The sequence below is a fragment of the Sporosarcina sp. FSL K6-6792 genome (assembly GCF_038004885.1).
GTDB lineage: Bacteria > Bacillota > Bacilli > Bacillales_A > Planococcaceae > Sporosarcina > Sporosarcina psychrophila.
In genome coordinates, this window is record NZ_JBBOSA010000001.1 from 3,027,501 (window position 1) to 3,052,500 (window position 25,000).

Annotated in this window: 19 protein-coding genes, 1 tRNA gene, 2 rRNA genes, 1 other RNA gene and 1 other annotated feature (2 of these 24 only partly in view); of the genes, 19 read left to right on the forward strand and 4 right to left on the reverse strand. The window is 44.5% G+C overall.

The features are described from left to right. The 5 genes from MKZ26_RS14740 to MKZ26_RS14760 all read left to right on the forward strand — a co-directional run. A 23S ribosomal RNA gene (locus MKZ26_RS14740) occupies positions 1 to 2,566 on the forward strand (it extends 367 nt beyond the left edge of the window). A gap of 80 nt (positions 2,567 to 2,646) precedes the next feature. Further along, a 5S ribosomal RNA gene (gene rrf / locus MKZ26_RS14745) occupies positions 2,647 to 2,762 on the forward strand. 304 nt (positions 2,763 to 3,066) lie between these two features. Next, on the forward strand, positions 3,067 to 3,546 hold the full coding sequence (locus tag MKZ26_RS14750) for a glutathione peroxidase (protein WP_187046277.1): 480 nt from the start codon (positions 3,067 to 3,069) through the stop codon (positions 3,544 to 3,546). 104 nt (positions 3,547 to 3,650) lie between these two features. Further along, complete coding sequence (guaB, locus tag MKZ26_RS14755; protein ID WP_340766640.1) at positions 3,651 to 5,114, forward strand: IMP dehydrogenase; 1,464 nt, start codon at positions 3,651 to 3,653, stop codon at positions 5,112 to 5,114. A gap of 174 nt (positions 5,115 to 5,288) precedes the next feature. Then, the gene (locus tag MKZ26_RS14760) at positions 5,289 to 6,635 is read left to right on the forward strand and encodes a serine hydrolase (protein WP_340766641.1); all 1,347 of its coding nucleotides are present in this window, start codon (positions 5,289 to 5,291) and stop codon (positions 6,633 to 6,635) included. A 20-nt stretch (positions 6,636 to 6,655) separates the two neighbouring features. Here the strand turns inward: MKZ26_RS14760 and pdxR are convergent, their stop codons facing one another. Continuing rightward, positions 6,656 to 8,071 carry a MocR-like pyridoxine biosynthesis transcription factor PdxR gene (pdxR, locus tag MKZ26_RS14765; RefSeq protein ID WP_340766642.1) on the reverse strand — a complete coding sequence of 472 codons (1,416 nt, stop codon included), beginning with the start codon at positions 8,069 to 8,071 and terminating at the stop codon, positions 6,656 to 6,658. A 431-nt stretch (positions 8,072 to 8,502) separates the two neighbouring features. Between pdxR and pdxS the strand changes: the two genes are divergently transcribed. The 3 genes from pdxS (at position 8,503) to serS (ending at position 11,761) form a co-directional block, all read left to right on the forward strand. After that, positions 8,503 to 9,348: a pyridoxal 5'-phosphate synthase lyase subunit PdxS gene (gene pdxS, locus MKZ26_RS14770; protein WP_067213781.1), complete on the forward strand. Its 846-nt coding sequence runs from the start codon at positions 8,503 to 8,505 to the stop codon at positions 9,346 to 9,348. A gap of 68 nt (positions 9,349 to 9,416) precedes the next feature. Continuing rightward, positions 9,417 to 9,992, forward strand: coding sequence for an NUDIX hydrolase (locus MKZ26_RS14775; RefSeq protein ID WP_340766643.1), 576 nt, complete (start codon positions 9,417 to 9,419; stop codon positions 9,990 to 9,992). Positions 9,993 to 10,072: 80 nt separating this feature from the next. After that, positions 10,073 to 10,290: a binding site (T-box leader), on the forward strand. A 193-nt stretch (positions 10,291 to 10,483) separates the two neighbouring features. Beyond that, positions 10,484 to 11,761 carry a serine--tRNA ligase gene (gene serS, locus MKZ26_RS14780; protein ID WP_340766644.1) on the forward strand — a complete coding sequence of 426 codons (1,278 nt, stop codon included), beginning with the start codon at positions 10,484 to 10,486 and terminating at the stop codon, positions 11,759 to 11,761. Positions 11,762 to 11,819: 58 nt separating this feature from the next. Here the strand turns inward: serS and tadA are convergent, their stop codons facing one another. Then, complete coding sequence (gene tadA, locus MKZ26_RS14785; RefSeq protein WP_340766645.1) at positions 11,820 to 12,332, reverse strand: tRNA adenosine(34) deaminase TadA; 513 nt, start codon at positions 12,330 to 12,332, stop codon at positions 11,820 to 11,822. A 303-nt stretch (positions 12,333 to 12,635) separates the two neighbouring features. Here tadA and MKZ26_RS14790 point away from each other — a divergent pair, with 303 nt between their 5' ends. From MKZ26_RS14790 to MKZ26_RS14810, 5 genes are all read left to right on the forward strand, one after another. Next, a complete protein-coding gene (locus MKZ26_RS14790; protein ID WP_067213777.1) occupies positions 12,636 to 13,283 on the forward strand; it encodes a deoxynucleoside kinase in 648 nt (215 codons plus the stop codon). Continuing rightward, complete coding sequence (locus MKZ26_RS14795; RefSeq protein WP_067213776.1) at positions 13,270 to 13,938, forward strand: deoxynucleoside kinase; 669 nt, start codon at positions 13,270 to 13,272, stop codon at positions 13,936 to 13,938. Before MKZ26_RS14790 ends, MKZ26_RS14795 begins: the two co-directional genes overlap by 14 nt. Before the next feature lie 1,237 nt (positions 13,939 to 15,175). Further along, positions 15,176 to 15,505, forward strand: a complete 330-nt coding sequence (locus MKZ26_RS14800) for a deoxynucleoside kinase (protein WP_340766646.1) — start codon at positions 15,176 to 15,178, stop codon at positions 15,503 to 15,505. Next, the gene (locus MKZ26_RS14805) at positions 15,459 to 16,046 is read left to right on the forward strand and encodes a deoxynucleoside kinase (protein WP_445683426.1); all 588 of its coding nucleotides are present in this window, start codon (positions 15,459 to 15,461) and stop codon (positions 16,044 to 16,046) included. Before MKZ26_RS14800 ends, MKZ26_RS14805 begins: the two co-directional genes overlap by 47 nt. Positions 16,047 to 16,254: 208 nt before the next feature. Then, complete coding sequence (locus MKZ26_RS14810) at positions 16,255 to 16,935, forward strand: hypothetical protein (protein WP_445683427.1); 681 nt, start codon at positions 16,255 to 16,257, stop codon at positions 16,933 to 16,935. Positions 16,936 to 17,156: 221 nt separating this feature from the next. Here MKZ26_RS14810 and MKZ26_RS14815 read toward each other — a convergent pair whose 3' ends face one another. Further along, entirely contained in the window at positions 17,157 to 18,527 is a 1,371-nt protein-coding gene (locus MKZ26_RS14815) for an aspartate kinase (RefSeq protein WP_340766648.1), read from the reverse strand. Positions 18,528 to 18,683: 156 nt separating this feature from the next. Here MKZ26_RS14815 and MKZ26_RS14820 point away from each other — a divergent pair, with 156 nt between their 5' ends. Genes MKZ26_RS14820 through thrB form a run of 3 tightly spaced genes read left to right on the forward strand, consistent with a single transcriptional unit; the run spans position 18,684 to position 21,930 of the window. Then, on the forward strand, positions 18,684 to 19,979 hold the full coding sequence (locus tag MKZ26_RS14820) for a homoserine dehydrogenase (RefSeq protein ID WP_340766649.1): 1,296 nt from the start codon (positions 18,684 to 18,686) through the stop codon (positions 19,977 to 19,979). Further along, entirely contained in the window at positions 19,979 to 21,037 is a 1,059-nt protein-coding gene (gene thrC, locus MKZ26_RS14825) for a threonine synthase (RefSeq protein ID WP_340766650.1), read from the forward strand. The genes MKZ26_RS14820 and thrC overlap by 1 nt, the downstream gene beginning before the upstream one ends. Next, on the forward strand, positions 21,037 to 21,930 hold the full coding sequence (thrB, locus tag MKZ26_RS14830; protein ID WP_340766651.1) for a homoserine kinase: 894 nt from the start codon (positions 21,037 to 21,039) through the stop codon (positions 21,928 to 21,930). The genes thrC and thrB overlap by 1 nt, the downstream gene beginning before the upstream one ends. A 375-nt stretch (positions 21,931 to 22,305) precedes the next feature. On the opposite strand, the gene MKZ26_RS14835 is transcribed toward thrB, so the two are convergent. After that, positions 22,306 to 22,398, reverse strand: a tRNA-Ser gene (locus tag MKZ26_RS14835). A 118-nt stretch (positions 22,399 to 22,516) separates the two neighbouring features. Here MKZ26_RS14835 and ffs point away from each other — a divergent pair. The 3 genes from ffs to MKZ26_RS14850 form a co-directional block, all read left to right on the forward strand. Further along, positions 22,517 to 22,783: signal recognition particle sRNA large type (ffs, locus tag MKZ26_RS14840), an RNA gene on the forward strand. A gap of 128 nt (positions 22,784 to 22,911) precedes the next feature. Next, positions 22,912 to 24,672 (forward strand): DNA polymerase III subunit gamma/tau, encoded by a 1,761-nt coding sequence (gene dnaX / locus MKZ26_RS14845; protein WP_187046270.1) that lies wholly within the window; start codon positions 22,912 to 22,914, stop codon positions 24,670 to 24,672. 21 nt (positions 24,673 to 24,693) lie between these two features. Then, positions 24,694 to 25,000: the 5' portion of a YbaB/EbfC family nucleoid-associated protein gene (locus MKZ26_RS14850; protein ID WP_067213770.1), read on the forward strand. The gene runs 14 nt beyond the window's last position; the window shows 307 of its 321 coding nt (coding positions 1-307); the start codon lies at positions 24,694 to 24,696; its stop codon lies off the right edge, out of view.

Consider the following 25,000-nt stretch of genomic DNA (forward strand, 5'->3'; position numbering starts at 1 on the left):
GGGTAAAAGCCCCGTAGTTGAAAGTCCATTCTCTCCAGAGTGTATCCTGAGTACGGCGGAACACGTGAAATTCCGTCGGAATCCGGGAGGACCATCTCCCAAGGCTAAATACTCCCTAGTGACCGATAGTGAACCAGTACCGTGAGGGAAAGGTGAAAAGCACCCCGGAAGGGGAGTGAAATAGATCCTGAAACCGTGTGCCTACAAGTAGTCAAAGCCCGTTAATGGGTAATGGCGTGCCTTTTGTAGAATGAACCGGCGAGTTACGATTTCATGCGAGGTTAAGTTGATGAGACGGAGCCGCAGCGAAAGCGAGTCTGAATAGGGCGAATGAGTATGAGGTCGTAGACCCGAAACCAGGTGATCTACCCATGTCCAGGGTGAAGTTCAGGTAACACTGAATGGAGGCCCGAACCCACGCACGTTGAAAAGTGCGGGGATGAGGTGTGGGTAGCGGAGAAATTCCAATCGAACCTGGAGATAGCTGGTTCTCTCCGAAATAGCTTTAGGGCTAGCCTCAAGATGAGAGTATTGGAGGTAGAGCACTGATTGGACTAGGGGCCCCCAACGGGTTACCGAATTCAGTCAAACTCCGAATGCCAAATACTTATTCTTGGGAGTCAGACTGCGAGTGATAAGATCCGTAGTCGAAAGGGAAACAGCCCAGACCACCAGCTAAGGTCCCAAAGTATACGTTAAGTGGAAAAGGATGTGGAGTTGCTTAGACAACCAGGATGTTGGCTTAGAAGCAGCCACCATTTAAAGAGTGCGTAATAGCTCACTGGTCGAGTGACTCCGCGCCGAAAATGTACCGGGGCTAAACGTATCACCGAAGCTGTGGATTGACACCGTATGGTGTCGATGGTAGGAGAGCGTTCTAAGGGCGTTGAAGTCAGACCGGAAGGACTGGTGGAGCGCTTAGAAGTGAGAATGCCGGTATGAGTAGCGAAAGAAGGGTGAGAATCCCTTCCACCGAATGCCTAAGGTTTCCTGAGGAAGGCTCGTCCGCTCAGGGTTAGTCGGGACCTAAGCCGAGGCCGAAAGGCGTAGGCGATGGACAACAGGTTGATATTCCTGTACCACCTATACATCGTTTGAACGATGGGGGGACGCAGAAGGATAGGGTAAGCGCGCTGTTGGATATGCGCGTCCAAGCAGTTAGGCCGGAAACGAGGCAAATCCCGTTTCCATTAAGGCGGAGCTGTGATGGCGAGGGAAATATAGTACCGAAGTTCCTGATTCCACGCTGCCAAGAAAAGCCTCTAGTGAGATGTAAGGTGCCCGTACCGCAAACCGACACAGGTAGGCGAGGAGAGAATCCTAAGGTGTGCGAGAGAACTCTCGTTAAGGAACTCGGCAAAATGACCCCGTAACTTCGGGAGAAGGGGTGCTTTTTAGGGTGAATAGCCCAGAAAAGCCGCAGTGAATAGGCCCAGGCGACTGTTTAGCAAAAACACAGGTCTCTGCGAAGCCGCAAGGCGAAGTATAGGGGCTGACACCTGCCCGGTGCTGGAAGGTTAAGGGGAGAGGTTAGCGCAAGCGAAGCTTTGAACCGAAGCCCCAGTAAACGGCGGCCGTAACTATAACGGTCCTAAGGTAGCGAAATTCCTTGTCGGGTAAGTTCCGACCCGCACGAAAGGTGTAACGATCTGGGCACTGTCTCAACGAGAGACTCGGTGAAATTATAGTACCTGTGAAGATGCAGGTTACCCGCGACAGGACGGAAAGACCCCGTGGAGCTTTACTGCAGCCTGATATTGAATTTTGGTACAGCTTGTACAGGATAGGTAGGAGCCTGAGAAGCCGGAGCGCCAGCTTCGGTGGAGGCGTTGGTGGGATACTACCCTGGCTGTATTGAAATTCTAACCCGCGCCCCTTATCGGGGTGGGAGACAGTGTCAGGTGGGCAGTTTGACTGGGGCGGTCGCCTCCTAAAGAGTAACGGAGGCGCCCAAAGGTTCCCTCAGAATGGTTGGACATCATTCGTAGAGTGCAAAGGCATAAGGGAGCTTGACTGCGAGACCTACAAGTCGAGCAGGGTCGAAAGACGGGCTTAGTGATCCGGTGGTTCCGCATGGAAGGGCCATCGCTCAACGGATAAAAGCTACCCCGGGGATAACAGGCTTATCTCCCCCAAGAGTCCACATCGACGGGGAGGTTTGGCACCTCGATGTCGGCTCATCGCATCCTGGGGCTGTAGTCGGTCCCAAGGGTTGGGCTGTTCGCCCATTAAAGCGGTACGCGAGCTGGGTTCAGAACGTCGTGAGACAGTTCGGTCCCTATCCGTCGCGGGCGCAGGAAATTTGAGAGGAGCTGTCCTTAGTACGAGAGGACCGGGATGGACATACCTCTGGTGTACCAGTTGTCTTGCCAAAGGCATCGCTGGGTAGCTATGTATGGACGGGATAAATGCTGAAAGCATCTAAGCATGAAGCCCCCCTCGAGATGAGATTTCCCATTACGCAAGTAAGTAAGATCCCTCAAAGAAGATGAGGTTGATAGGTCTGGGGTGGAAGCACGGCGACGTGTGGAGCTGACGGATACTAATCGATCGAGGACTTAACCAATTTTGAAAAGGGCTTGATTACCCTGATTCGTGTAGCACAATGTCTGTTTTATTCAGTTTTGAGCGAACAAGCTCAAAGAGTCTGGTGACGATTGCGAAGAGGTCACACCCGTTCCCATCCCGAACACGGAAGTTAAGCTCTTCAGCGCCGATGGTAGTTGGGGGTTTCCCCCTGCGAGAGTAGGACGTCGCCGGTCTCATTGAAAGGTCATTACCTTATAGGTAGTGGCTTTTTTTGTGTTTATTTTTAATGACAATTTGAGATCGTGTTTGGCGGTAAGTAGGAGTATGAAGTGGAAATTAGAAATTAAAAAGAGAAACGTATGTCTATCATTTAAAAATGAATCTAGCTGTAATCAATTCAATTATATAATAGATCCGTGATGCGTTATGATTGGTCAAACTGAAACAACACACGCCATCTTTCAATCCCGAATCCTTGTAATTATCTTTGATAAAGCCTATTGTTTGTAGACAACTAAAGTTAAAGGAGCTAATCCTATGAGTACAGTCTATGAATTCTCAGTCAAAAAAATAAACGGTGAAATTCAATCAATGGAAGACTATAAAGGAAAGCCTTTGATTATCGTAAATACAGCAAGTAAGTGTGGCTTTACTAGCCAGTTCAAAGAATTGCAGGAACTATATGAAGAACATAAAGAGCAAGGTCTTGTCGTACTTGGTTTTCCATCGGATAATTTCAATAACCAGGAATTCGATGACATCGAAAAAACAATGGAGTTTTGTGAAATCAATTTCGGCGTAACTTTTCCGATGTTTGCAAAAGTCGATGTCAAGGGCGGCCAAGCCGAACCACTTTTCACATATCTTACTTCCCAAAAGAAAGGGATGCTTACAGAGGGCATCAAGTGGAACTTTACGAAGTTTTTGATTGACCGTGAGGGGAATGTTGTAGAACGCTTCGCACCCCAAACATCACCACTTAAAATGAGTAATGCCATTAACGATATTATTCAGTGAATAATAGGAATACTTTTACTTGTTATCACTGACTTGACAGGTATTGTAGCCGCTGATAACCTTTTAATAATATTCAATTGAAATTAAATAGGGGGTATATTGAAATGTGGGAATCAAAATTTACGCGTGAAGGGCTTACTTTCGATGATGTGTTGCTTGTACCGGGACCTTCTGAAGTATTACCTAAAGATGTGTCGCTCTCTGTCAATCTGACGAGTAAGATAAAATTAAACATTCCGGTTATCAGTGCAGGAATGGATACAGTTACTGAGTCGAAGATGGCAATTTCCATGGCACGTCAAGGTGGCCTTGGTGTCATCCATAAAAACATGAGTATTGAAGAACAGGCTGAACAAGTTGTTACGGTAAAACGCTCTGAAAATGGCGTAATTACTAACCCATTCTTCCTGTCACCTGAGCATCAGGTTTTTGACGCTGAGCATTTGATGAGTAAATACCGCATTTCTGGTGTTCCAATTGTGAATAATAATGAAGAACTAAAACTTGTCGGTATCCTGACGAACCGTGATCTTCGTTTCATTCAAGATTACTCACTTGTTATCGATGATGTTATGACGAAAGAAAACCTTGTGACAGCACCTGTAGGCACAACATTGGAAGATGCAGAGAAAATTTTGCAAAAGTATAAAATCGAGAAGCTTCCAATTGTCGATGAAAATGGAATCCTTAAAGGTTTGATCACAATCAAGGATATTGAGAAAGTAATCGAGTTCCCAAATGCAGCGAAAGATAAACAAGGTAGACTACTTGTTGGTGCTGCTGTTGGTGTTACTACTGATACGATGGTACGTGTAGAGAAGCTTGTGAAAGCGGAAGTCGATGTTATCGTTATTGACACGGCGCACGGGCATTCTAAAGGTGTTCTAGACGTAGTTGCTCAGATCAGACAGCAGTACCCAGAACTTGAAATTATCGCGGGCAATATTGCGACTGCAGAAGGCACACGTGCGCTCTTTGAAGCGGGTGCTGACGTTGTCAAAGTTGGAATTGGCCCTGGTTCAATTTGTACAACACGTGTCGTTGCAGGTGTTGGTGTTCCGCAGATTACAGCTATCTACGAATGTGCTTCAGAAGCACGTAAGTTAGGCAAAACGATTATTGCTGATGGTGGCATTAAATATTCTGGGGATATTGTTAAAGCACTTGCTGCTGGAGGACATGTTGTCATGCTTGGAAGTCTTCTTGCAGGAACAACGGAAAGTCCAGGGGAAACTGAAATTTTCCAAGGACGCCGTTTCAAAGTCTATCGTGGTATGGGATCGATTGCTGCAATGGAGCAGGGTTCTAAAGATCGTTACTTCCAAGACAATGCAAAAAAACTTGTACCCGAAGGAATCGAAGGGCGTATGCCTTACAAAGGTCCCTTGTCTGATACGATTCATCAGCTAATCGGTGGTGTTCGTGCAGGAATGGGCTATTGCGGTACTAAAGATCTGCAAGATCTGCGTGAAAAAGCACAGTTCATTCGTATGACGGGCGCAGGATTACGTGAAAGTCATCCACACCAAGTACAAATTACAAAAGAAGCTCCGAACTATTCACTTTGATAAAAGGCTTTAACCCAGGAACTAATGTTTCTTGAGTTTTAGGTCGGAATGAAGGAACTTCAGCACCTTTCCTGCGTCTCCATATGAGCAGAAAGGTGCTTTTTTGGTTTAATACCCAAAGAGTAGCCGAAATATGATAAAATGACTTAGGGAAATAGCAATGATGGAGGTATTATGGTGAAGCGAGAAATGAGAAGATGGGTGGCATTTTTGTTAGTGCCGCTACTACTAATAATGACACTCGGGACGGTTCCAGTTTACGCCGACTCAGCACTAGGACTCCATGTAGATGGTGCAATTTTAATTGACGCGGAAAGTGGAAAAATATTATATGAAGAAAATGCAGATACGCCACTAGGTATTGCAAGTATGACGAAAATGATGACTGAATATATCCTTTTCGAGGCAATCGAAGAAGGTAAAATAAGCTGGGATCAGGAATATAAAGTGAACGATTATACATATGCGGTTTCACAAGACCGTCGGCTTAGTAATGTTCCACTGCGGAGAGATGGTACATACACGATTCGTGAATTGTATGAAGCAGTAGCCATCTATTCTGCAAATGGGGCGACGATAGCCGTTGCTGAAACAATCGCAGGAACAGAAACTGAATTTTTGAAGCTGATGAATGCGAAAGCAAAAGAGCTTGGCTTGAAAGATTATAAATTTGTCAATTCCACGGGTTTGAATAATAGCGACCTTCAAGGAATGCATCCACAAGGGACAGGTGCAGAAGACGAAAACGTCATGCCTGCAAAATCTGTCGCAAAACTAGCTTACCATTTGTTACATGATTATCCGGAAGTTTTGGAAACAACGAAAGTCAAAACAAAAATATTCCGTGAAGGTACTTCTGATGCTATCAAAATGGACAACTGGAATTTCATGCTTCCAGGGTTTGTTTATGAATACGAAGGCGTTGACGGTCTTAAGACAGGTACGACTGACTTTGCAGGGCACAACTTCACCGGGACGGCAACACGCGATGGTAAACGGGTCATTGCAGTTGTTATGAAAGCGGTTGATGCGAAAGGTGTAGGCTCGTACAAAGCACGATTTGATGCGACGCGTGCTTTGTTCGACTACGGTTTCGGTCAATTCTCAGAAGTGGAATTTGTTCCGGCTGGTTATCAGTTCAAAGATTCTAAAACGCTCGACGTTGTCAAAGGGAAAGCGAAAACTGTCGCTGTAGAGGTAAAGGAACCGATCCGTATGATGGTGAAAACGAGTGAAAAGGATCTCTATGTACCTGAACTTGTGATTGATGAATCAAAAATGAAGGACAATGCACTTCAGGCACCCATTAAAAAAGGTGCAGTTGTCGGTCATGTCAATCTCGTGAAAACAGAAGGAACGGATTACGGCTTCATTGATTCAACTAATCCAGGAGCTGATGTTGTTACGAAGGATGCGGTTGAGAAGGCTGGCTGGTTCTCGCTTACAATGAGCGCAACCGGTGACTTCTTCGCAAGCATTTGGAGTAGTGCAACAGGATTTGTAAAAGGTTTGTTTAAATAAAACATCAAGGCGAAGAATCCTTAAATGGATTCTTCGCCTTTTTCAATGGACCATGCATACATGAGATCCTCGATGGCTTGTTTAATGGCCTCTGTAGAAAGGCCGCCGAAGCCGAGAAGGAAGGATGGTTCCCCTTCTTTGGGAGCTGTTCTGTAACCGTTTAAGCCGTATACGCGGATACTTACCTTCTTTGCTGCTATTGCTAGGGATCTTTCATTTGTTTCAGTGTGGACGGTAAGAATAATGTGCATGCCTGCTTCATCGCCTGAAAATGAAACATGCGGAGCATAGGATGACAGGGCCTCTGTGAGAACTTGAAGTTTACGTTTATATATTTTCCGCATCCTATTTAAATGGCGTGAAAAGTGACCATCAGCCATGAAGCGGGCCAGGATATGCTGATCGAGCCTTGGTACTGTTGCTGAATAATGAATGAATGCCTTTTCATAACGACTTAGTAACATAAGGGGAAGCACCATATAAGCAATCCGTAGCGATGGCATCAAAGATTTTGAAAATGTACTTAAATAAATAACGTTACCGCCTTTATCCATTCCTTGCAAGGAGGGGATTGGCCTTCCAGTATATCGAAATTCGCTGTCATAATCGTCTTCGATGATAAAATGTTCGTCACCTGATGATGCCCAGTTCAATAAAGCCGTCCTACGCGCTGCTGAGAGGACGATGCCGGTAGGGAATTGATGAGAGGGAGTCACATAGGCAACAGTCGCACCTGAGTGTTGTAGAGACCTTACATCCATCCCTTCTTCATCGACTGCAATCGGAATTGCTTCCCGGTTGTTGTGGAAAAAAACGTGATGAGTAAGTGGGTAGCCGGGATCTTCGATTGCATATGTCGCTGCCGTTCCTAGAATGCGGATGACAAGCGGCATAAGTTGTTCTGTACCTGAACCAATGATGACTTGCTCCGGCGTACAGTCAACGCCGCGGGAGTGATATAAATAGCGTGCAATTTCTTGACGAAGCTCCCAATCACCGTGAGGGTGCCCGAGAAGCAGGAGATCCTTGGAAGACTCGTCCATAACATCTTTTGCGTACTTTCGCCATTGCGTAAAAGGAAATGATTCTGTATCAATTTTACCTGGTGAAAAGTCGAAGGTTATATCTTCAATTTTTTCAACCGGCCTTTTTACGGACAGCTGCATCGGTTGGGCGTAAGCTAGTTCTTCAATTGCCTGCACATAAAAACCTTTTCGAGGTTTCGATGAAATAAACCCCTCTGCTGCAAGCTGTGCATAGGCAAGTTCAACCGTCGTCTGACTGACATCAAGAAAGTCACCAAGTTTTCGTTTAGATGGAAGTTTCATGCCAACTGGCAATTTTCCATCTGTAATATCCCGTCGTATTTGGTTGTACATTTGTTCATATAGCGGCGTATCTGTACTTTTTTCCAATTTGATTAATAGCATCTCCACAGCAACCACTCCGTCTGACCCCTTCAACTTGTTTGGAACTGGGTGTTTCAATAAGGTCATATTCTATTATACTGAACAATAAGAAAAGAGGGAAGCGCCTGTTCAGAGGCGACAGGCATAAGACGGGCTGACGGAACGGCGTTCTTTGCCGTATAGTCGGCACGGCTTATGACCCGAGCCTCTAGGCGCTGGACTCTAGACAATAAGAAAAGAGGGAAGCGCCTGTTCAGAGGCGACAGGCATAAGACGGGTATATAGGAAGGCAGTCTAAGTTCGCGACATCGTGTCGCAACGACTGCATGACCTGCATCCGGCAGGCCCAAGCGGCGTTCTTTGCCGTATAGTCGGCACGGCTTTCAATGATCACATCCTGTGGGCCTCCGAGCCTCTAGGCGCTGGACTCTAGACAATAGAAAAAGGGGGAAGGTAACATGAATTTTAAATACGGCGGCGTCATTATGGATGTCATTAATGCGGAGCAGGCAAAAATAGCGGAGGCGGCAGGGGCAATTGCAGTAATGGCACTTGAGCGCGTCCCTTCTGATATAAGAAAAGCGGGCGGTGTTGCACGCATGGCGGATCCACGAATCATTACGGACGTACAAGGTGCTGTTTCAATTCCGGTGATGGCGAAAGCACGTATCGGTCATATTTCCGAAGCCCGCGTACTTGAGGCACTTGGTGTTGATTATATCGATGAAAGTGAAGTACTCACTCCCGCGGATGAGGAATTCCATTTACTGAAGAGCGCATACAGTGTGCCGTTCGTTTGTGGAGCTCGTGATCTTGGAGAAGCAGCGCGTCGTCTTGGTGAAGGGGCTAAAATGCTTCGTACAAAAGGCGAACCGGGAACGGGGAATATTGTTGAAGCGGTACGTCACCTTCGTATGGTGAATGCCCAAGTGAGTAGACTCGTTCATATGAATGACGACGAAGTAATGACGGAAGCGCGCAATCTTGGTGCACCTTATGAAATCCTTCTTGCCATCAAAAAACACGGACGTCTACCTGTGACAAACTATGCAGCGGGCGGCGTGGCGACACCTGCAGATGCCGCACTTATGATGGAACTTGGCGCAGATGGCGTATTCGTAGGTTCAGGTATTTTCAAATCCGAAAATCCTGAGAAATTTGCACGTGCAATTGTTAAAGCAACAGAAAACTTCAAAGACTATAAACTGATTGGTGAACTGTCTAAAGACATTGGTGAACCGATGAAAGGGTTAGAAATCGGAACCCTTCAAGTGGAAGAGCGTATGTCAGAACGCGGTTGGTAATTAATTAAGAAAAAAGTGGGGGAGAAATCCCTCGCTTTTTTGTATACTTAATTATAGGGGTGATAAGAATGGAACAATTAAAGGTCTTCGATGAAAACTATACCTATTTGAGAAATGAAAATAGAGCCAAGGTCCACTGTGAGGGACTGTGGCATGAAACCTTCCATTGCTGGCTAGTCGATGATCAGTTTGTCTATATTCAAAAAAGAAGCGCTATTAAAAAAGACTTTCCGGGATTGTTTGACATTACCGCTGCAGGGCATATTCTCTCAACAGAAACTGTGGCAGATGGCATTCGTGAGGTGGAAGAGGAATTAGGCATAGAAGTCGATATAACGAAGCTGCATTCGAAAGGTGTTGTGCAGAACATTATCAAATTGCCCACCTTTATTGATCGTGAGTTTTCGAATGTCTTCTTATATGACTCAATTTTTGCAGCAAGCGATTTTTCATTGCAACAAGAGGAAGTAGAAAGTGTCCATGTCGTGGAGCGACAAGCACTAATTGACCTTTTTGTTAATGAAGTAATGACAGTTAAATGCATCAATATTTTCGATGGAACATTGGCGGAAATTGGTCTCAGCGACTTTGTTCCACACGAAAGAAATTATTTTGAACAAGTTGCACATATCTTTAAAGAGTAATCTTAAGAAAGCGGATACATTTTTTCTTTGAGTGACTTGCCAAAAAAACCAGCTTGTAGTAAAGTAAGGGTAATTTCAAACATGAGACGATGATGGGAAGCAGTAACAAGCACGTTTTTTGAAGAGAGCCGGCGGGTGGTGTGAGCCGGTAAAAACACTTGTGAATCCGTCCCTGAGTAGCCGGGCTGAAACGTTTAGTAGGCCTGAGCCGGCAGTTGAGCCGTTATTTCAATGGAGTGGATTGGACTTGGTTGTCCGGTCAATTTGGGTGGCAACGCGGGTAGTTCTCGTCCCTTTTATAGGGAATCGAGGGCTTTTTTTGTTGTCCAGCTTCAGGTGTCAGTCCCTCAAGTCACTTCCGTCTTGCTGATAAAGGCAAAAAGTACCTTTGTTAGCAAGCCTTTCAGCGCTTGTCGGAGCTAAGGGGCACCTTACGCTTTTCTTTGTTGTCCACTTTCCATTATCGTCTAAAAATTAAGGAGGAATTATTCATGCTAGATATTAAAAAAGTCCGTGCAAATTTTGATGAAGTGAAAGAGAAGCTATCTAAACGCGGAGAGGATATTTCTCAGCTCGATAAATTCCAAGCTCTTGATGATAAGCGTAGAGAATTGATTGCAAAAGTTGAAGCCTTGAAAGCGGAACGTAACGAAGTATCTCAAAAGGTCGCTGAAATGAAGCGTAACAAAGAAAATGCAGATGACGTTATTGCACGTACGCGTCAAGTTGGGGAAGACATCAAAAAACTCGACGAAGAACTGCATACAGTTGAGGAAGAATTGAATTATATTATGATGCGCATCCCTAATATCCCGCATGACAGTGTTCCTGTTGGCGATAGCGAAGACGACAATGTCGAAATTCGTGTGTGGGGAGAGAAGCCTGAATTTGGATTTGAGCCAAAGCCACACTGGGAAGTGGGAACGGATTTAAATCTCCTTGATTTTGAACGTGCTGCAAAAGTGACGGGAAGCCGTTTTGTTTTTTACCGCGGACTGGGAGCTCGTCTAGAGCGCGCATTGATTAACTTCATGCTTGACCTTCATATTGAGGAACACGGCTACGAAGAAATGTTGCCGCCGTATTTGGTGAATCGCACAAGCTTAACGGGTACAGGACAGTTGCCGAAGTTTGAGGAAGATGCATTTTTAATCAACGAAGAGGATTACTTCCTTATTCCGACATCTGAAGTGCCTGTAACGAACTTCCACCGCGACGAAATCTTGAATGTTGCACAATTACCGGTGGCATTTGCGGCGTATAGCACGAACTTCCGTTCAGAGGCGGGATCAGCTGGCCGTGATACGCGCGGTCTAATCCGTCAGCACCAGTTCAACAAAGTTGAGCTTGTTCGTTTCGTGAAGCCGGAAGATTCTTATGATGAACTCGAAAAATTGACAGGTCACGCTGAAAAGGTATTGCAGTTATTGAAATTGCCATACCGTGCGCTAAAAATGTGTACAGCAGATTTAGGATTCACAGCTGCGAAGAAGTATGATTTAGAAGTGTGGATTCCAACACAAAACCTGTACCGCGAGATCTCTTCTTGTTCAAACTTCGAAGATTTCCAGGCGCGTCGTGCAAATATTCGTTTCCGCCGAGAAGCGGGTGCGAAACCGGAATACGTTCACACATTGAATGGTAGCGGGCTAGCAATTGGCCGTACTGTGGCGGCAATCCTTGAAAATTATCAGCAGGAAGATGGTTCTGTCGTTATTCCTGAGGTTCTTCGTCCGTATATGGGTGGAAAAGAAGTTATTACCCTTTAAAAAAAGAAAACGTGCAAGGCGTCATTCGACGTCCTGCACGTTTTCTTTTTTCTCCTGTCTAGGATTCAAGCTCTTGATCAATGCGCTTACGCTTTTGGTCACTCTTTTTCCGTTCACGAATGGCCCTGAAAAATGCCGTAAGCATCTCCCCGCATTCATCCGCCGACACGCCTTCAACCACATCACATTCATGATTAAATCGTGGATCGTTCAATAAGCGATAGAGTGAGTCGACGCAACCGCCTTTTGGATCACGAGCACCGTAGACAACACGTGGGATTCTAGACTGTAAAATAGCACCTGCGCACATTGGACATGGCTCTAGTGTCACATATAGAGTTGTATCTTCAAGGCGCCAGCTGCCAATTTCTTGACATGCATCTTGAATTGCCGACAACTCTGCATGGGTAACTGCGTTTTGGGTGGTTTCTCGCAAATTATGTGCCCGTGCAATTACTTTATCCTTATGAACGATGATTGCGCCAATCGGTACTTCGCCAAGAGCCTGTGCTTTCATCGCTTCGTCAATTGCCATCTGCATATATAGCCGGTCTTTATTAAAAGTATCCAAAGTCATCACTCCTTGGTGATAGTGTAGCATTATCTAGTGGTGAATGAAGGATGTTTTCTTAATCGAGGTGTTGTCTAACTACAGCGTCCAGATGCGGGGTCAGAAGTCGGTACGGCTAGGAAGGATTAAGCTGCATCCATCCCGGATATAGGGCACTGCTTCACCGTTCCTTAAAATTGTTCCACGTGGAAAAAGTCTGAATGTTGAAGAGTGTGAAACATTTGCTACACTCTATTTTTCATTTCAACCGTGTGATAAAATAAAGAGTACTATATATTATGACGACGTGAAGGAGGATTTCTGATGTCTGTTCCGTTCATAACGGTCGAAGGTCCGATTGGAGTTGGAAAAACGTCACTTTCCAAGGCAATCGCGGACACACAGCAATTCCATCAGCTAAAAGAGATTGTGGATGAAAATCCATTTTTAAATAAATTTTATGACAACATCGAGGAATGGAGTTTCCAAACCGAAATGTTTTTTCTTTGCAATCGATATAAACAGCTTAGCGATATTAAAACCGAGATATTGAGTGAACAAAAACCGGTTGTTGCTGATTATCATATTTTTAAAAACCTCATTTTTGCAAAACGTACATTAGATCCAACAGAATATGTGAAGTACGAGGAAATCTATAAGATTTTGACGAAGGACATGCTTGTTCCGAATATAATTGTTTACCTACACGCGAGCCTAGACACACTTATGAAGCGTATTTCACAGCGAGGACGTGCATTTGAGAAAAACATGGATCCCGCTTATTTGCAGCAACTTGCGGAAGATTACGAGACGTTCATCACGTATTTTGAATCGGCACATCCTGAAATTCCTGTTCTTCGGTTCAACGGAGATGATCTAGATTTCGTTAACAGCGAAGAGGATCTGCAATTCATTTTAGATACTGTCGATGCGACGATACGAAAAGGAGTTACATTGAATGAACTTACGTGAAAAATACGGCATCCCTCAAAATGCTGTCATTACAATTGCAGGGACGGTGGGGGTCGGCAAGTCAACGATGACGCAGGCACTTGCGGATGCACTGAATTTCAGGACATCATTTGAAAATGTCGATCAGAATCCCTACCTCGATCTTTTTTACAATGACTTTGAAAAGTGGAGCTTCCATTTACAAATTTACTTCTTGGCAGAGCGATTCAAGGAGCAGAAACGTATATTTGAATATGGCGGCGGATTTATCCAAGACCGTTCGATTTATGAAGATACAGGTATTTTTGCGAAAATGCATATGGAAAAAGGGACGATGAACCCGGTTGATTATGATACGTACACGAATCTGTTTGAAGCAATGGTTATGACACCCTATTTTCCGCATCCGGATTTGCTGGTTTATTTGGAAGGACCGCTTGACGGCATCATTTCACGTGTCAAAGAACGCGGTCGCGTGATGGAACAGGAGACACCGGTTTCATACTGGGAAGAGATGCACGGACGCTATGAGAATTGGATCAATTCGTTCAATGCATGCCCTGTATTACGGCTAGATATTAATGATTATGATCTTCTTACTAATCCGCGAGAAGTGGAAACGATTGTTGAGAAAATAGGACATTCCCTGAAACAAACGTCACTTTTGAAAAAATGAAATCATCCCCAAAAATATAACGGACTCTCTTTTTGGGGACAAGAAAATTAGCAGGGTAAAACGGGGACCTATTCGCATTAGCGGACAGGTCCCTATTTGTTCAACTAACTGGCCAGTTTGATCTTTAAGCCGACAAAAACAACGAACAGGCCTTTACACGATGCGGTAAAAGAGAACTGTTCTTTTCCCTAAACCTACTCGTCTGTCTTGGATGTCAACTTGATGTCAGCCAGGTGCTTCGCGACAACCTTCTTCCCTTCTTCCACTTGCTCGTCCGTGAAACCTTTACTCGTCATATTCGACTGCCACCTTACAAGATAGTCGCTTACTCTGTCCACTCGATCTGCCGTGCTGGTCGCAGATACTTCATGGCTAAAGCTGAGTTCCTCCTCAGCCCAATCATCAATAAAGTGGGCGCTGGCTAAAACCAAAACTGAACATGCAATGGCGACTATTGAACACACTATGGCTATCACTTTGTACGGCATTCCCATTCCCCCCAGACAGCTTCTTTTCTTAACTGTACAGGAACTTCAGGGTTAATTAAAACTAAAAATTCCGATAAATAATGAGAGATACCCATTTATTTCGGAAGGAATTTCATCTTATCCATTTCCTTCGACAGCTTAATTTGTCTAATGCTGATGGTGTGTAGGGGAAATTTCTTTTTTCGCGAGTCATCAAATTTGTTGCGATAGAAAAGCGGTTAATTCGTGGAAAATACGGAAAAAGCCCTAGTACTTGGAATGAATTAGGATTCCCACTAATACCGCTTCGACGCTTTGTGGATGCCTCCCGCGATAAGCCAGTAAGGAGACCGCTTTCAGTCTTATCGCTCCGGCTACCACGAAGACGCGCCTTTGCTGGATGGTCTATTTGAGAAATCGCATTTCATAATCAGGGATTAGACCCGCAATCTGTATTGCAAATTTCTCGAATTAAATTTATATCAACTAGTAATCACCTTACATTCTCGCCATATACATCTCAAAATCGCATTTCTCTCGATATTGAATACCCTAGCGCAGGCGCGGCAAGCGTTCTACAATACACACCCCGAATTACACCTCGTTTATTATTGAGTGCCACGGCAGATTCAATGGGATTCTTTAATTCAACATATATAGTGACTTCAATTTATCATAGAGAAAGGACATGCCTGTCTCAAACGTCATTATCTACCTTCACGCAAGCTTGGACACGCTTGTAAAGCGTATTTCCCAGCGCGGGCATGATTTTGAAAAAAAACATGGATCCCGTTTATTTGCAGCAACTTGCGGAAGATTACGAGACGTTCATCACGTATTTTGAATCGGCACATCCTGAAATTCCTGTTCTTTGGTTCAACGGAGATGATCTTGATTTCGTCAACAGTGAAGAGGATCTGCAATTCATTTTAGATACTGTCGACGCGACGATACGAAAAGGAGCAAGATTGAATGAACTAACGCGAAAAATACGGCATCCCGCAAAATGCTGTTATTACAATTGCGGGGACAGTTGGCGTTGGCAAGTCGACGATGATGCAGGCGCTTGCGGATGCACTCCACTTCAGGACATCGTTTGAAAATGTCGAGCAGAATCCGTATCTCGATCTTTTTTACAAGGACTTTGAGAAGGGGGGCTTCCACTTACAGATTTACTTCCTGGCAGAGCGCTTCAAGGAACAGAAACGGATTTTCGAATATGGCGGCGGTTTTATCCAAGACAGTTCGATTTATGAAGATACAGGCATTTTTGCGAAAATGCATATGGAAAAAGGGACGATGAATCTCGTTGACTATGATACGTATACCAATCTGTTTGAAGCGATGGTTATGACACCGTATTTCCCGCATCCGGATTTACTTTCCTACTTGGAGGGGCCGCTTGACGGGATTATCTCGCGTGTGAAAGAGCGCGGTCGTATAATGGAACAGGAGACACCAATTGCTTACTGGGAAGAGATGCATGGGCGGTATGAGAATTGGATTAATTCATTCAATGCGTGCCCAGTATTACGTTTCGATATTAATGACTATGATCTTATTAATAATCCTATTGAAGTGGAAACGATTGTCGATAAAATCGGGCATTCCCTTAAGCAAACCTCACTTTTGAAGAAATGAACTAAACTAAACTAAACTAAACTACAAGAATGTAGCCGGTATTATGGGCTGCATTTTTTATTTCACAAGTTTTACCCATTTTGAATAGGATGTAATGGTTACACCTGTGGGAGACTTGGGAGTTAAGAATGATTACGGATACGATTGTTAAGCAATTTCCTTATCTGTTTATTTGAATGAAACTATGGCTTAAAGGAGTGATTGTGAAGTGAACCCTTATTCGAACGGATTACCCTCTTATCCTGTCGGGCCGAGTTATCAAGGGCCATATTCACATTATACGGCGCCCGTCAGGTATATCTTAAATAACCAAACTGATGTATATGGCAGATGTTGCATAAGTAAGGCGAAAGCTGACTTTATGAGCATGAACCGGCTTCTTTGGATGGAGCATGTCAACTGGACGAGGATGACGATTATGGGCATCGTATTCGGCTTGCCGGATTTACCGTCTGTCCAAGAGCGTCTTTTGAGAAATGCGACGGATTTGGGGAATTGCTTACGGCCCTTTTATGGCGATAATATAGCGGATAGATACGCCGCACTGATTAAAGAACATTTAGTGCTAGCTGCTGAATTAGTAACGGCAGCTGCAAAAGGGGATGCGAACAAGGCGGCGGAAGCGGAGAAACAATGGTATAGGAATGCAGACGATATCGCCGACCTTTTAAGTAGCATCAATCCGTATTTAAACAAAGAAGAAGTTAGAAAAATGTTTTATAAGCATTTGGCTTTAACCAAACAGGAAGCGGTTTATATGCTTCAGAAAAACTATAAGGCTGATATTGAAGTGTTCGATAAAATCGAAGCGGAAGCTTTAGAAATGTCGGATTTGATAGCGGGTGGCATTGTTAAGCAGTTTCCAGGTATGTTTATGCCACTATGTTAAGACAAATGGCACACCGTCTAATGAGATGGTGTGCTGTTTTATCTATATGTATATTGAGTAATTCGATACCTAAATAAACTCATGAAGCGCAGGCGCTTTAACAGGGGTAGCCAACCGAACAACGAAGAATATAGTTAATTCCAAGAGGTTAATGGATACCTTATCCGGCTTATGGCGGGAGGAATCCCCGAGCACCGTAGCGAATTCAATGGAATTATTTATTAGTTGGAAAGAACCGCAGATTTTAGAAAAAATTCAGCGTACAGTTCTTTTAAGATTTTTGTTTCGTCTTTTTTATGAACGCCGAAGACAAGGCTTACTTCTGATGAACCTTGGTTGATCATTTGGATACTAGCACCAGTGCGTGCGATGGCAGAGGCGGCACGTGCAGCTAGTCCAGTAGAATGACGCATTCCTTCGCCTACAAGAACGATCATGGAGTAATTAGAATGCATATGGACGTGATCCGCGTTCAATTCCTCTTTTGCTCGGCGTACAATCCGTGCTTCTTTATCCGCATTGAGAAATTTACTTCTGATGATGACAGACAAGTTATCAATACCGGAAGGCGTGTGCTCAAATGGAATTTCTTCTTCCTCTAGGATTTGCAATAACTTTCTTCCGAAACCAATTTCCTGGTTCATTAAATATTTGTCTACAAACAGTGTGGAAAATCCACTATCAGCGGCAATACCAATGACCGGCTGTGCAAAGTAATTTCGTTCATTGACGATAAGTGTTCCCGGAGCCTCCGGATTATTGGTATTTTTAATGCACACAGGAATGGAACGACGGAATGCGGGCATTAGCGCTTCGTCGTGAAAGACGGAGAATCCTGCATAGGCTAGTTCCCGCATTTCACGGTAAGTCATTTTATCGATGCCGACCGGATTGTCGACAACATTCGGGTTGGCTGCAAAGACTGAGTCAACATCTGTAAAATTTTCATACAGCTCGGCTTCTGTCGCTGCGGCAAGTAGAGATCCTGTGATGTCCGATCCACCTCTGTTGAATGTCCGAAGTGTTCCGTTTGTCGTGTAGCCAAAAAAGCCGGGGAAAACGATAATACCTGGTTTGTCGCGTAATTGTGCAAGCTGGTCATCGCCTTCAGGGAGTGCGCGTACCCGTTCTGGTCGTTCATTGACCAGTAGACCGGCCTCTTTTGGACACATATAGTGTGCATCCATTCCAATGTGTGTGAAGTAGGCAGCAATTAGCTTCGCGTTGTTGTCTTCTCCAGATGCTTTTAAGTAATCCATGAAGAGATTGGCGTCATTTACATCGTTAGCGAGACGTCCATGCAAATCATTTTCGATAACGGATACGATCTCCATTGAAAGACCAAGTCCTGCAGCGATCTGTTGATAGCGGGCTACTACTTCCTTAAATTCAATTTCTGTGTCTTCCCCCCTAAGGGCTTTTTCAGCAAGTTGGATTAGTAGATCCGTTACTTTTTCATCTGAGCCAAACCGTTTGCCGGGTGCTGAAACAACAATGATTTTACGACTGGGATCAGTTTTTACGATTTGAGCGACTTTTTTTATTTGATCGGAAGACGCTACTGAAGTACCTCCAAATTTGCAAACTTTCACAATCATCAAATCCTTTCTATTATATAATGGGATGAATGTATTTATTCTATGACTTTATCACAAAAAGGTTGTTATTATCCGAATATTTCACTATAATGTCTTTATGCAAAGAACAATTGTTTTTTCATAGTGTACATACAGTTAGGAGAATCGTCAATGAGAAATGAAATTAATATTGGATTATTAGGATTTGGGGTTGTTGGCAGCGGGGTGGCTAAAATCTTGCAAGATCACCAAGAAGACCTCCATCATAAACTTGGCGTTCCTGTCAAAATTAAAAAAGTTCTTGTGAAAAATTTACATAAAAATCGGGAAACAACACTTTCATTGGAAACATTCACGGATAATTTGTATGAAGTGCTTGAAGACTCGTCTATAGATTTAATAGTAGAAGTGATGGGCGGGACCTTCGATGCGAAAGAAGCGATTGAAAGTTCCCTGCGCGCTGGAAAAGGTGTCGTAACTGCCAATAAAGACGTTATGGCAGAATTCGGACCTGGATTATTGAAGCTGGCGGATGAAAACAAGTGTGATCTGTTTTACGAAGCAAGCGTCGGGGGCGGAATCCCGTTAATTCGCACCCTTGAAGATGGACTTGCTTCTGACCGTATCCGTGCATTGACAGGTATTGTGAATGGAACAACGAACTTCATTCTTACGAAAATGAAACATGATAAAATGTCTTATGAAGATGCATTGGCAGAGGCGACAGCACTTGGTTTTGCAGAGGCAGATCCATCGGCGGATGTTGATGGCATTGATGCAGCGCGCAAAATGGTTATTTTGGCTTCATTGTCTTTCTCAACCGAAGTCCGTCTGGGCGATGTTTTTGTGAGAGGGATGAAGGAAATCCAAGAAGGCGATCTAGAACTGGCTGAGCAGTTTGGCTATACGGTGAAGTTAGCGGGGTCAGCTAAGAAGAATGAGGATGGTATTGAAGTAGCTGTAGAGCCTGTGTTTTTCCCGAATTCGCATCCTTTGGCATCAGTGAACAATGAGTTCAATGCCGTATATATTTATGGAGATGCAGTTGGAGAAACAATGTTCTATGGACCGGGGGCTGGATCAATGCCGACTGCCACGTCTGTAACGGGAGATATTATTGCAGCGTGCCGTAATTTGCTGCTAGGTGTCAACGGCAAAAGGTTACACGCACCTCAGTATGAGCGAAAAGTGAAAAGTGATAGTAATAAGTTCGCACGTTATTTCCACCGAATTCGCGTGAGAGACGAAGTAGGTGTCCTGACGAAATTAACGTCTATTTATAGCAAGCACGGTGCAAGTCTGGCGACGGTTGTTCAGCATTCCGATAAAAAGGCGGCTGACGCGGACCTGATTTTCATCACGCATCAAATTTCGAGACAACAGCATTTAGATATTGTGAATGAATTGAACGAGACACCAAAGGTAATCGGCGTACTAAGCCATTACCGGGTAGAGGGGGAAGAATGATGAAAAGATGGAATGGATTAATTGAGGAATATAAAGAATGGTTACCGGTGACAGAAAATACGCCGGCGTTAACGTTGCAGGAAGGGAATACCCCTCTTATTCACATGCCAAATTTATCTAAACAATGGGGCATTAACCTTTACGTGAAAACGGAAGGAACGAATCCAACTGGTTCATTTAAAGACCGGGGCATGGTTATGGCGGTCGCAAAAGCGAAAGAAGAAGGAAAAAAAGTTCTTATTTGTGCATCAACGGGTAATACGTCTGCAGCGGCGGCGGCATACGGTGCTCGTGCTGGAATGCGGACAATTGTAGTTATTCCGGAAGGTCGAATCGCACTTGGCAAGTTGGCTCAGGCGAAAATGTATGGCGCAGAAATTGTAGAAATCGAAGGCAACTTTGACGAAGCATTGGCTATGGTGCGTGCGGCCGGCGAGGGAGACGTTGCGCTCGTGAACTCGGTTAACCCGTATCGCCTTGAAGGTCAAAAGACAATTGCGTTTGAAACGATTGAGCAACTTGGAAAAGTACCGGATATTTTTGCACTTCCGGTTGGGAACGCAGGTAATATTTCGGCGGCTTGGAAAGGTTTCAAAGAATATGCTGATAAGAAGGGTACTGAGTTACCGGTTCTTCTTGGTGTACAAGCCGACGGAGCTGCACCGATTGTTTATAATCGCGTATTCGAAAATCCCGAAACGGTTGCAACGGCAATTCGAATCGGTAATCCCGCAAGTTGGGAACTGGCGAACAATGCCTTGGCGGAGTCGAATGGAACAATTCTCGCTGTAACAGATGAAGAGATTTTAGAAGCATATAGTTTAATCGCTTCATCTGAAGGTGTTTTTGCAGAACCAGGCTCATGTGCTTCAATTGCGGGCGTTAAAAAACAAGTGGAGAGCGGCTTGTTGAAAAAAGGTTCAACTGTAGTTGCTGTATTGACGGGTAACGGTCTAAAAGATCCAGATACAGCAATTGAAGTAAATAAAGAGAAACCAATGATGTCACGGGAACAATTTGATGCGTTTCTTAGTGAGTTAAAGGCGGGGGCAAAGTAATGGCAGAATCCAATTTTTCCGTTGTCGTACCTGCATCGACGGCAAATCTTGGGCCAGGCTTCGATAGTATCGGACTTGCACTTAATCTTTATATGACGGTGAATGTATCGCCGTCAGAGGATTGGGAAGTTACGTATAAAGACGATGGTTTTGAAGATTTACCGACCGGTGAAAATAATTTAATTGTGAAGACTATTACTAATGTAGCTGAGCGAAAAAGGCGTGTTGCACCTGTATCACGACTTATCATTCAGTCGGATATTCCGCTTGGTAAAGGACTTGGAAGCAGTGCAACGGCAATTGCAGCAGGAATTGAAATTGCAAACCAACTTCTTGAATTGAATCTTTCCGCGAAGGAAAAAGTGCTTCTAGGTAGTGAATATGAAGGGCACGCGGATAATATCTCGGCTGCACTTCTTGGGGGAGTGACAATTTCTTATTTTGATGGCGTGGAAATGGATGTCGTTCATATAAGAGAACCAAAAGTGGGAGCTGTGATACTTGTTCCGCCTGAGGCATTGCTGACGGAAGCATCTAGGGGACTTCTGCCAGACCAACTCTCACATTCAGAAGCAATACGTAGTAGCGCAGCGGGGAATGTACTTTCAGCAGCGATTGCCCGGGATGATTGGGAAACGGCGGGGCGTATGATGGAAAAGGATGCCTTTCATGAGCCGTACCGTAAGAAGTTATTTCCTGAGTTCGACCGGATCCGTGAAGTTTGCCACGAGTACGGTGCGTATGGCATGACAATTAGTGGAGCGGGTCCTTCTCTTTTCGTGGCTGTGAAACAAGGTGACGAGGGCGAACTGGCAAAGCGATTGGCAGTTGCGTTCCCGTACTATGGTTGTATTGCTGTCAAACCGTCTATTGCGGGTGCTGTGGTTAATTGAATAGAGAAAAGCGCAAGCGCCTTGGTAGACCCGAAAAGCGCTGGTCGACTAAATTCGCCACGTCCTGTGGCAACGTCGGCACTAGTACGTCCTGTACGTCGGAGGGCCTGAAGATAAAGGCGCTCTTTGCCTTTAACTTCAGGACTGAAGCAACAGAGGAAGGCAGCTTAGGATCGCGACATCCTGTCGCAACAGCTACATGACCCACGTCCTGTGGGCCCAGGGGCTAGGCGCTGGAGCCTAGACAGAACAAAAAAAGAAGCGGACCAGTAAAATGGCTCCGCTTCTTAAAGTTTAATTACTATAATAGGCAAAATAAAAATTCGTTATCTACTAACGAATTCGATTTCAAGCATATATGTTTAGTTGAAAAAATGGAGGAGGTAGAGGGATTCGAACCCCCGCGGGATTTGACTCCCCTGTCGGTTTTCAAGACCGATCCCTTCAGCCGAGCTTGGGTATACCTCCGTATCAACAATTAATAATTTATCATGTTTGAAATGAAGTGTCAACAGTTTTATAAAAATAACTTTGTTCACATGATATTAATTGATTTAATCTAGCAGATTGAGTATACTTGTAAATGCCGTGCTAGGTGGGGAGATAGCGGTGTCCTGTAACTTGCAATCCGCTCTAGCAAGACTGAATCCCTTCCCGAGGCTGTCCGTATTGTAGGGTCTGCCTCTTGCACGCAGTGTTGACGTTTGGGTCCCGCGCAATGGGAACCTATGAACTATGTCAGGTCCGGAAGGAAGCAGCATTAAGTAGAATTTCTCATGTGCCGCGGGGTCGCCTAGACCGAGCTGGCGACAGGAGTAACGCTTATGTGTGGCTGTCGGAGGAAGGTGCACGGCATTAATTTCACAATTCGACTCGTCCGTTTCTGCGGACGAGTTTTTTGTTGCGCTAATAAAGGATTCGTATAGGCGTTTGTGCTATAATGGAAACATTAGCGCATTGCGTCAAAAGGAGAGGAAACTGTTGGTGTATCAAGCTTTTTACCGCGTATATCGGCCTCAATCATTTGCTGAGATGTCCGGACAGCAACATGTGAAACAGACACTTCAGAACGCCCTCCTTCATAATAAGACGACACATGCTTATCTTTTCTCGGGTCCAAGAGGTACAGGAAAGACAAGTGCGGCGAAAGTTTTTGCGAAAGCGTTAAATTGCGAAAATGGTCCAGCAAAAGAACCGTGCAATGAGTGTCCGACGTGTATCAGCATCACAGAAGGGTCGAATACGGATGTCATCGAATTTGATGCAGCTTCGAACTCACGTGTTGAGGAAATGCGAGACATTATTGAAAAGGTACGGTTTGCCCCGTCGAATGCTCGTTTTAAAGTATATATTATCGATGAGGTACATATGTTATCAAATTCGGCATTCAATGCGCTTTTGAAAACTCTTGAGGAACCGCCATCGCATGTCGTATTTATCTTAGCAACCACGGAACCGCATAAACTACCATTGACGATTATTTCGAGGTGTCAGCGCTTCGATTTTAAACCAATTACACCGGCTGATATTACTAATCGAATGAAGACGGTACTTGCGGATACGGGTATTGAGTCTGATGAAAGTGCTTTGAAAGTAATTGCGCAGGCGGCTTCTGGAGGAATGCGTGATGCACTCAGTATGCTTGACCAAGTTGTGTCGTTTAGTGGAGACAAGATAACAATTGAAGATGCACTGCTTGTAACCGGATCAATTGGTGAAGACATTTTCCATCAGTTGGCGGAAGCGCTACTTGGTAAAGACGCTGGCATGGTACTGACATTGCTTGATCGACTTATTGCGGAGGGAAAAGATGTTTCCAGGCTGGCAGAAGATTTAATCACGTTTTTCCGGGATCTTCTTCTTCTGCGAACAGCACCCAGCTTAAAGGATTTACTCGAACTCATACCTGGCGATGAACGGTTTGTAGAAATGGCACAACGATTTGAAATGGATACGTTGTACTTATTCATTGACATACTGGCAAAAACGCAACAGGAAATGCGGTTCTCCAATCATGCAAAAGTCTATATTGAGTCTGCCTTTTTGAAAATGATTCATCTTGACAGCCCCGTGCAGGTCAGTGGAGGCAATCATGCCATTGATCCGGGGCTTACGCAGAAGGTAGCAGATCTTGAGCGCACAATTATGGAGTTGCAACAGCAGATGTCTAGTGGTGGAATGAATAAGCAGACGGCTGCAGATCAATCCGCTCAACCACGGAAAAATGCGTCAAAATCGTCGCAAGGCTTCAAAGTTCCGACAGGTAAAATTCACGAAGTATTGAAATCTGCGACAAAACAAGACATCCAGACGATTCGGGAAGAATGGGCGGGGATGATGCAGACAATGCAAAGGTCACATGCCGCGCTTCTCGAAGAGACAGAACCAGTCGCAGCATCAGAGAATGCTTTTGTGTTAAAATTCAAATATGAAATCCATTGCCTCATGGCGTCTGAAAATCCGTCACTTCGGTCGGGCTTGTCAGATGCCTTACGTTCACGAACCGGGAAAGCATATGAAGTCGTGTATGTGCCTGAAGAAGGTTGGTTGAGTGTAAGGGGAGACTTCATTCGGAAAAATGGGCTCGCTAAACAACAAGAGCCGGAAAGTTCTGATGAAGGGGTGCCTGGTGAAGAAATGCTTTCTTTCGTAAAGGAAGCAGAACAGGAAAATGCGGATCCGATTGTAACTGAGGCGGAAAAGATTTTCGGTAAAGATTTCATAGAAGTCCATGACGATTAAAAATTAGAGGAGGAAACAAACATGAAGGGTATGGGAAATATGCAAGGCATGATGAAACAAATGCAGAAAATGCAAAAACAAATGGCTGTAGCACAGGAAGAGCTTGGTGAAAAACGTCTTGAGGGTGCAGCAGGTGGCGGTATGGTAAAAGTCATCGTATCTGGAGATAAGCAGGTTGTCGAAGTAATCGTTGACCCGTCCGTAGTGGATCCGGAAGATGTTGAAATGTTACAAGACCTTATTGTCATTGCTACGAATGATGCTATGGCTAAAGCGGAAGAATTAACGAACTCGACGATGGGTCAATTCACAAAAGGATTGAATCTGC

What these genes read in the sequence shown, in the direction of transcription:
- MKZ26_RS14775 (WP_340766643.1), top strand. Translation starts at nt 9,417, where the DNA reads ATGGAACAATTAAAGGTCTTCGATGAAAACTATACCTATTTGAGAAAT.
- MKZ26_RS14760 (WP_340766641.1), top strand. Translation starts at nt 5,289, where the DNA reads ATGGTGAAGCGAGAAATGAGAAGATGGGTGGCATTTTTGTTAGTGCCG.
- MKZ26_RS14750 (WP_187046277.1), top strand. Translation starts at nt 3,067, where the DNA reads ATGAGTACAGTCTATGAATTCTCAGTCAAAAAAATAAACGGTGAAATT.
- thrB (WP_340766651.1), top strand. Translation starts at nt 21,037, where the DNA reads ATGGCAGAATCCAATTTTTCCGTTGTCGTACCTGCATCGACGGCAAAT.
- pdxS (WP_067213781.1), top strand. Translation starts at nt 8,503, where the DNA reads ATGAATTTTAAATACGGCGGCGTCATTATGGATGTCATTAATGCGGAG.
- thrC (WP_340766650.1), top strand. Translation starts at nt 19,979, where the DNA reads ATGAAAAGATGGAATGGATTAATTGAGGAATATAAAGAATGGTTACCG.
- guaB (WP_340766640.1), top strand. Translation starts at nt 3,651, where the DNA reads ATGTGGGAATCAAAATTTACGCGTGAAGGGCTTACTTTCGATGATGTG.
- MKZ26_RS14820 (WP_340766649.1), top strand. Translation starts at nt 18,684, where the DNA reads ATGAGAAATGAAATTAATATTGGATTATTAGGATTTGGGGTTGTTGGC.
- MKZ26_RS14790 (WP_067213777.1), top strand. Translation starts at nt 12,636, where the DNA reads ATGTCTGTTCCGTTCATAACGGTCGAAGGTCCGATTGGAGTTGGAAAA.
- MKZ26_RS14805 (WP_445683426.1), top strand. Translation starts at nt 15,459, where the DNA reads ATGATGCAGGCGCTTGCGGATGCACTCCACTTCAGGACATCGTTTGAA.
- MKZ26_RS14795 (WP_067213776.1), top strand. Translation starts at nt 13,270, where the DNA reads ATGAACTTACGTGAAAAATACGGCATCCCTCAAAATGCTGTCATTACA.
- serS (WP_340766644.1), top strand. Translation starts at nt 10,484, where the DNA reads ATGCTAGATATTAAAAAAGTCCGTGCAAATTTTGATGAAGTGAAAGAG.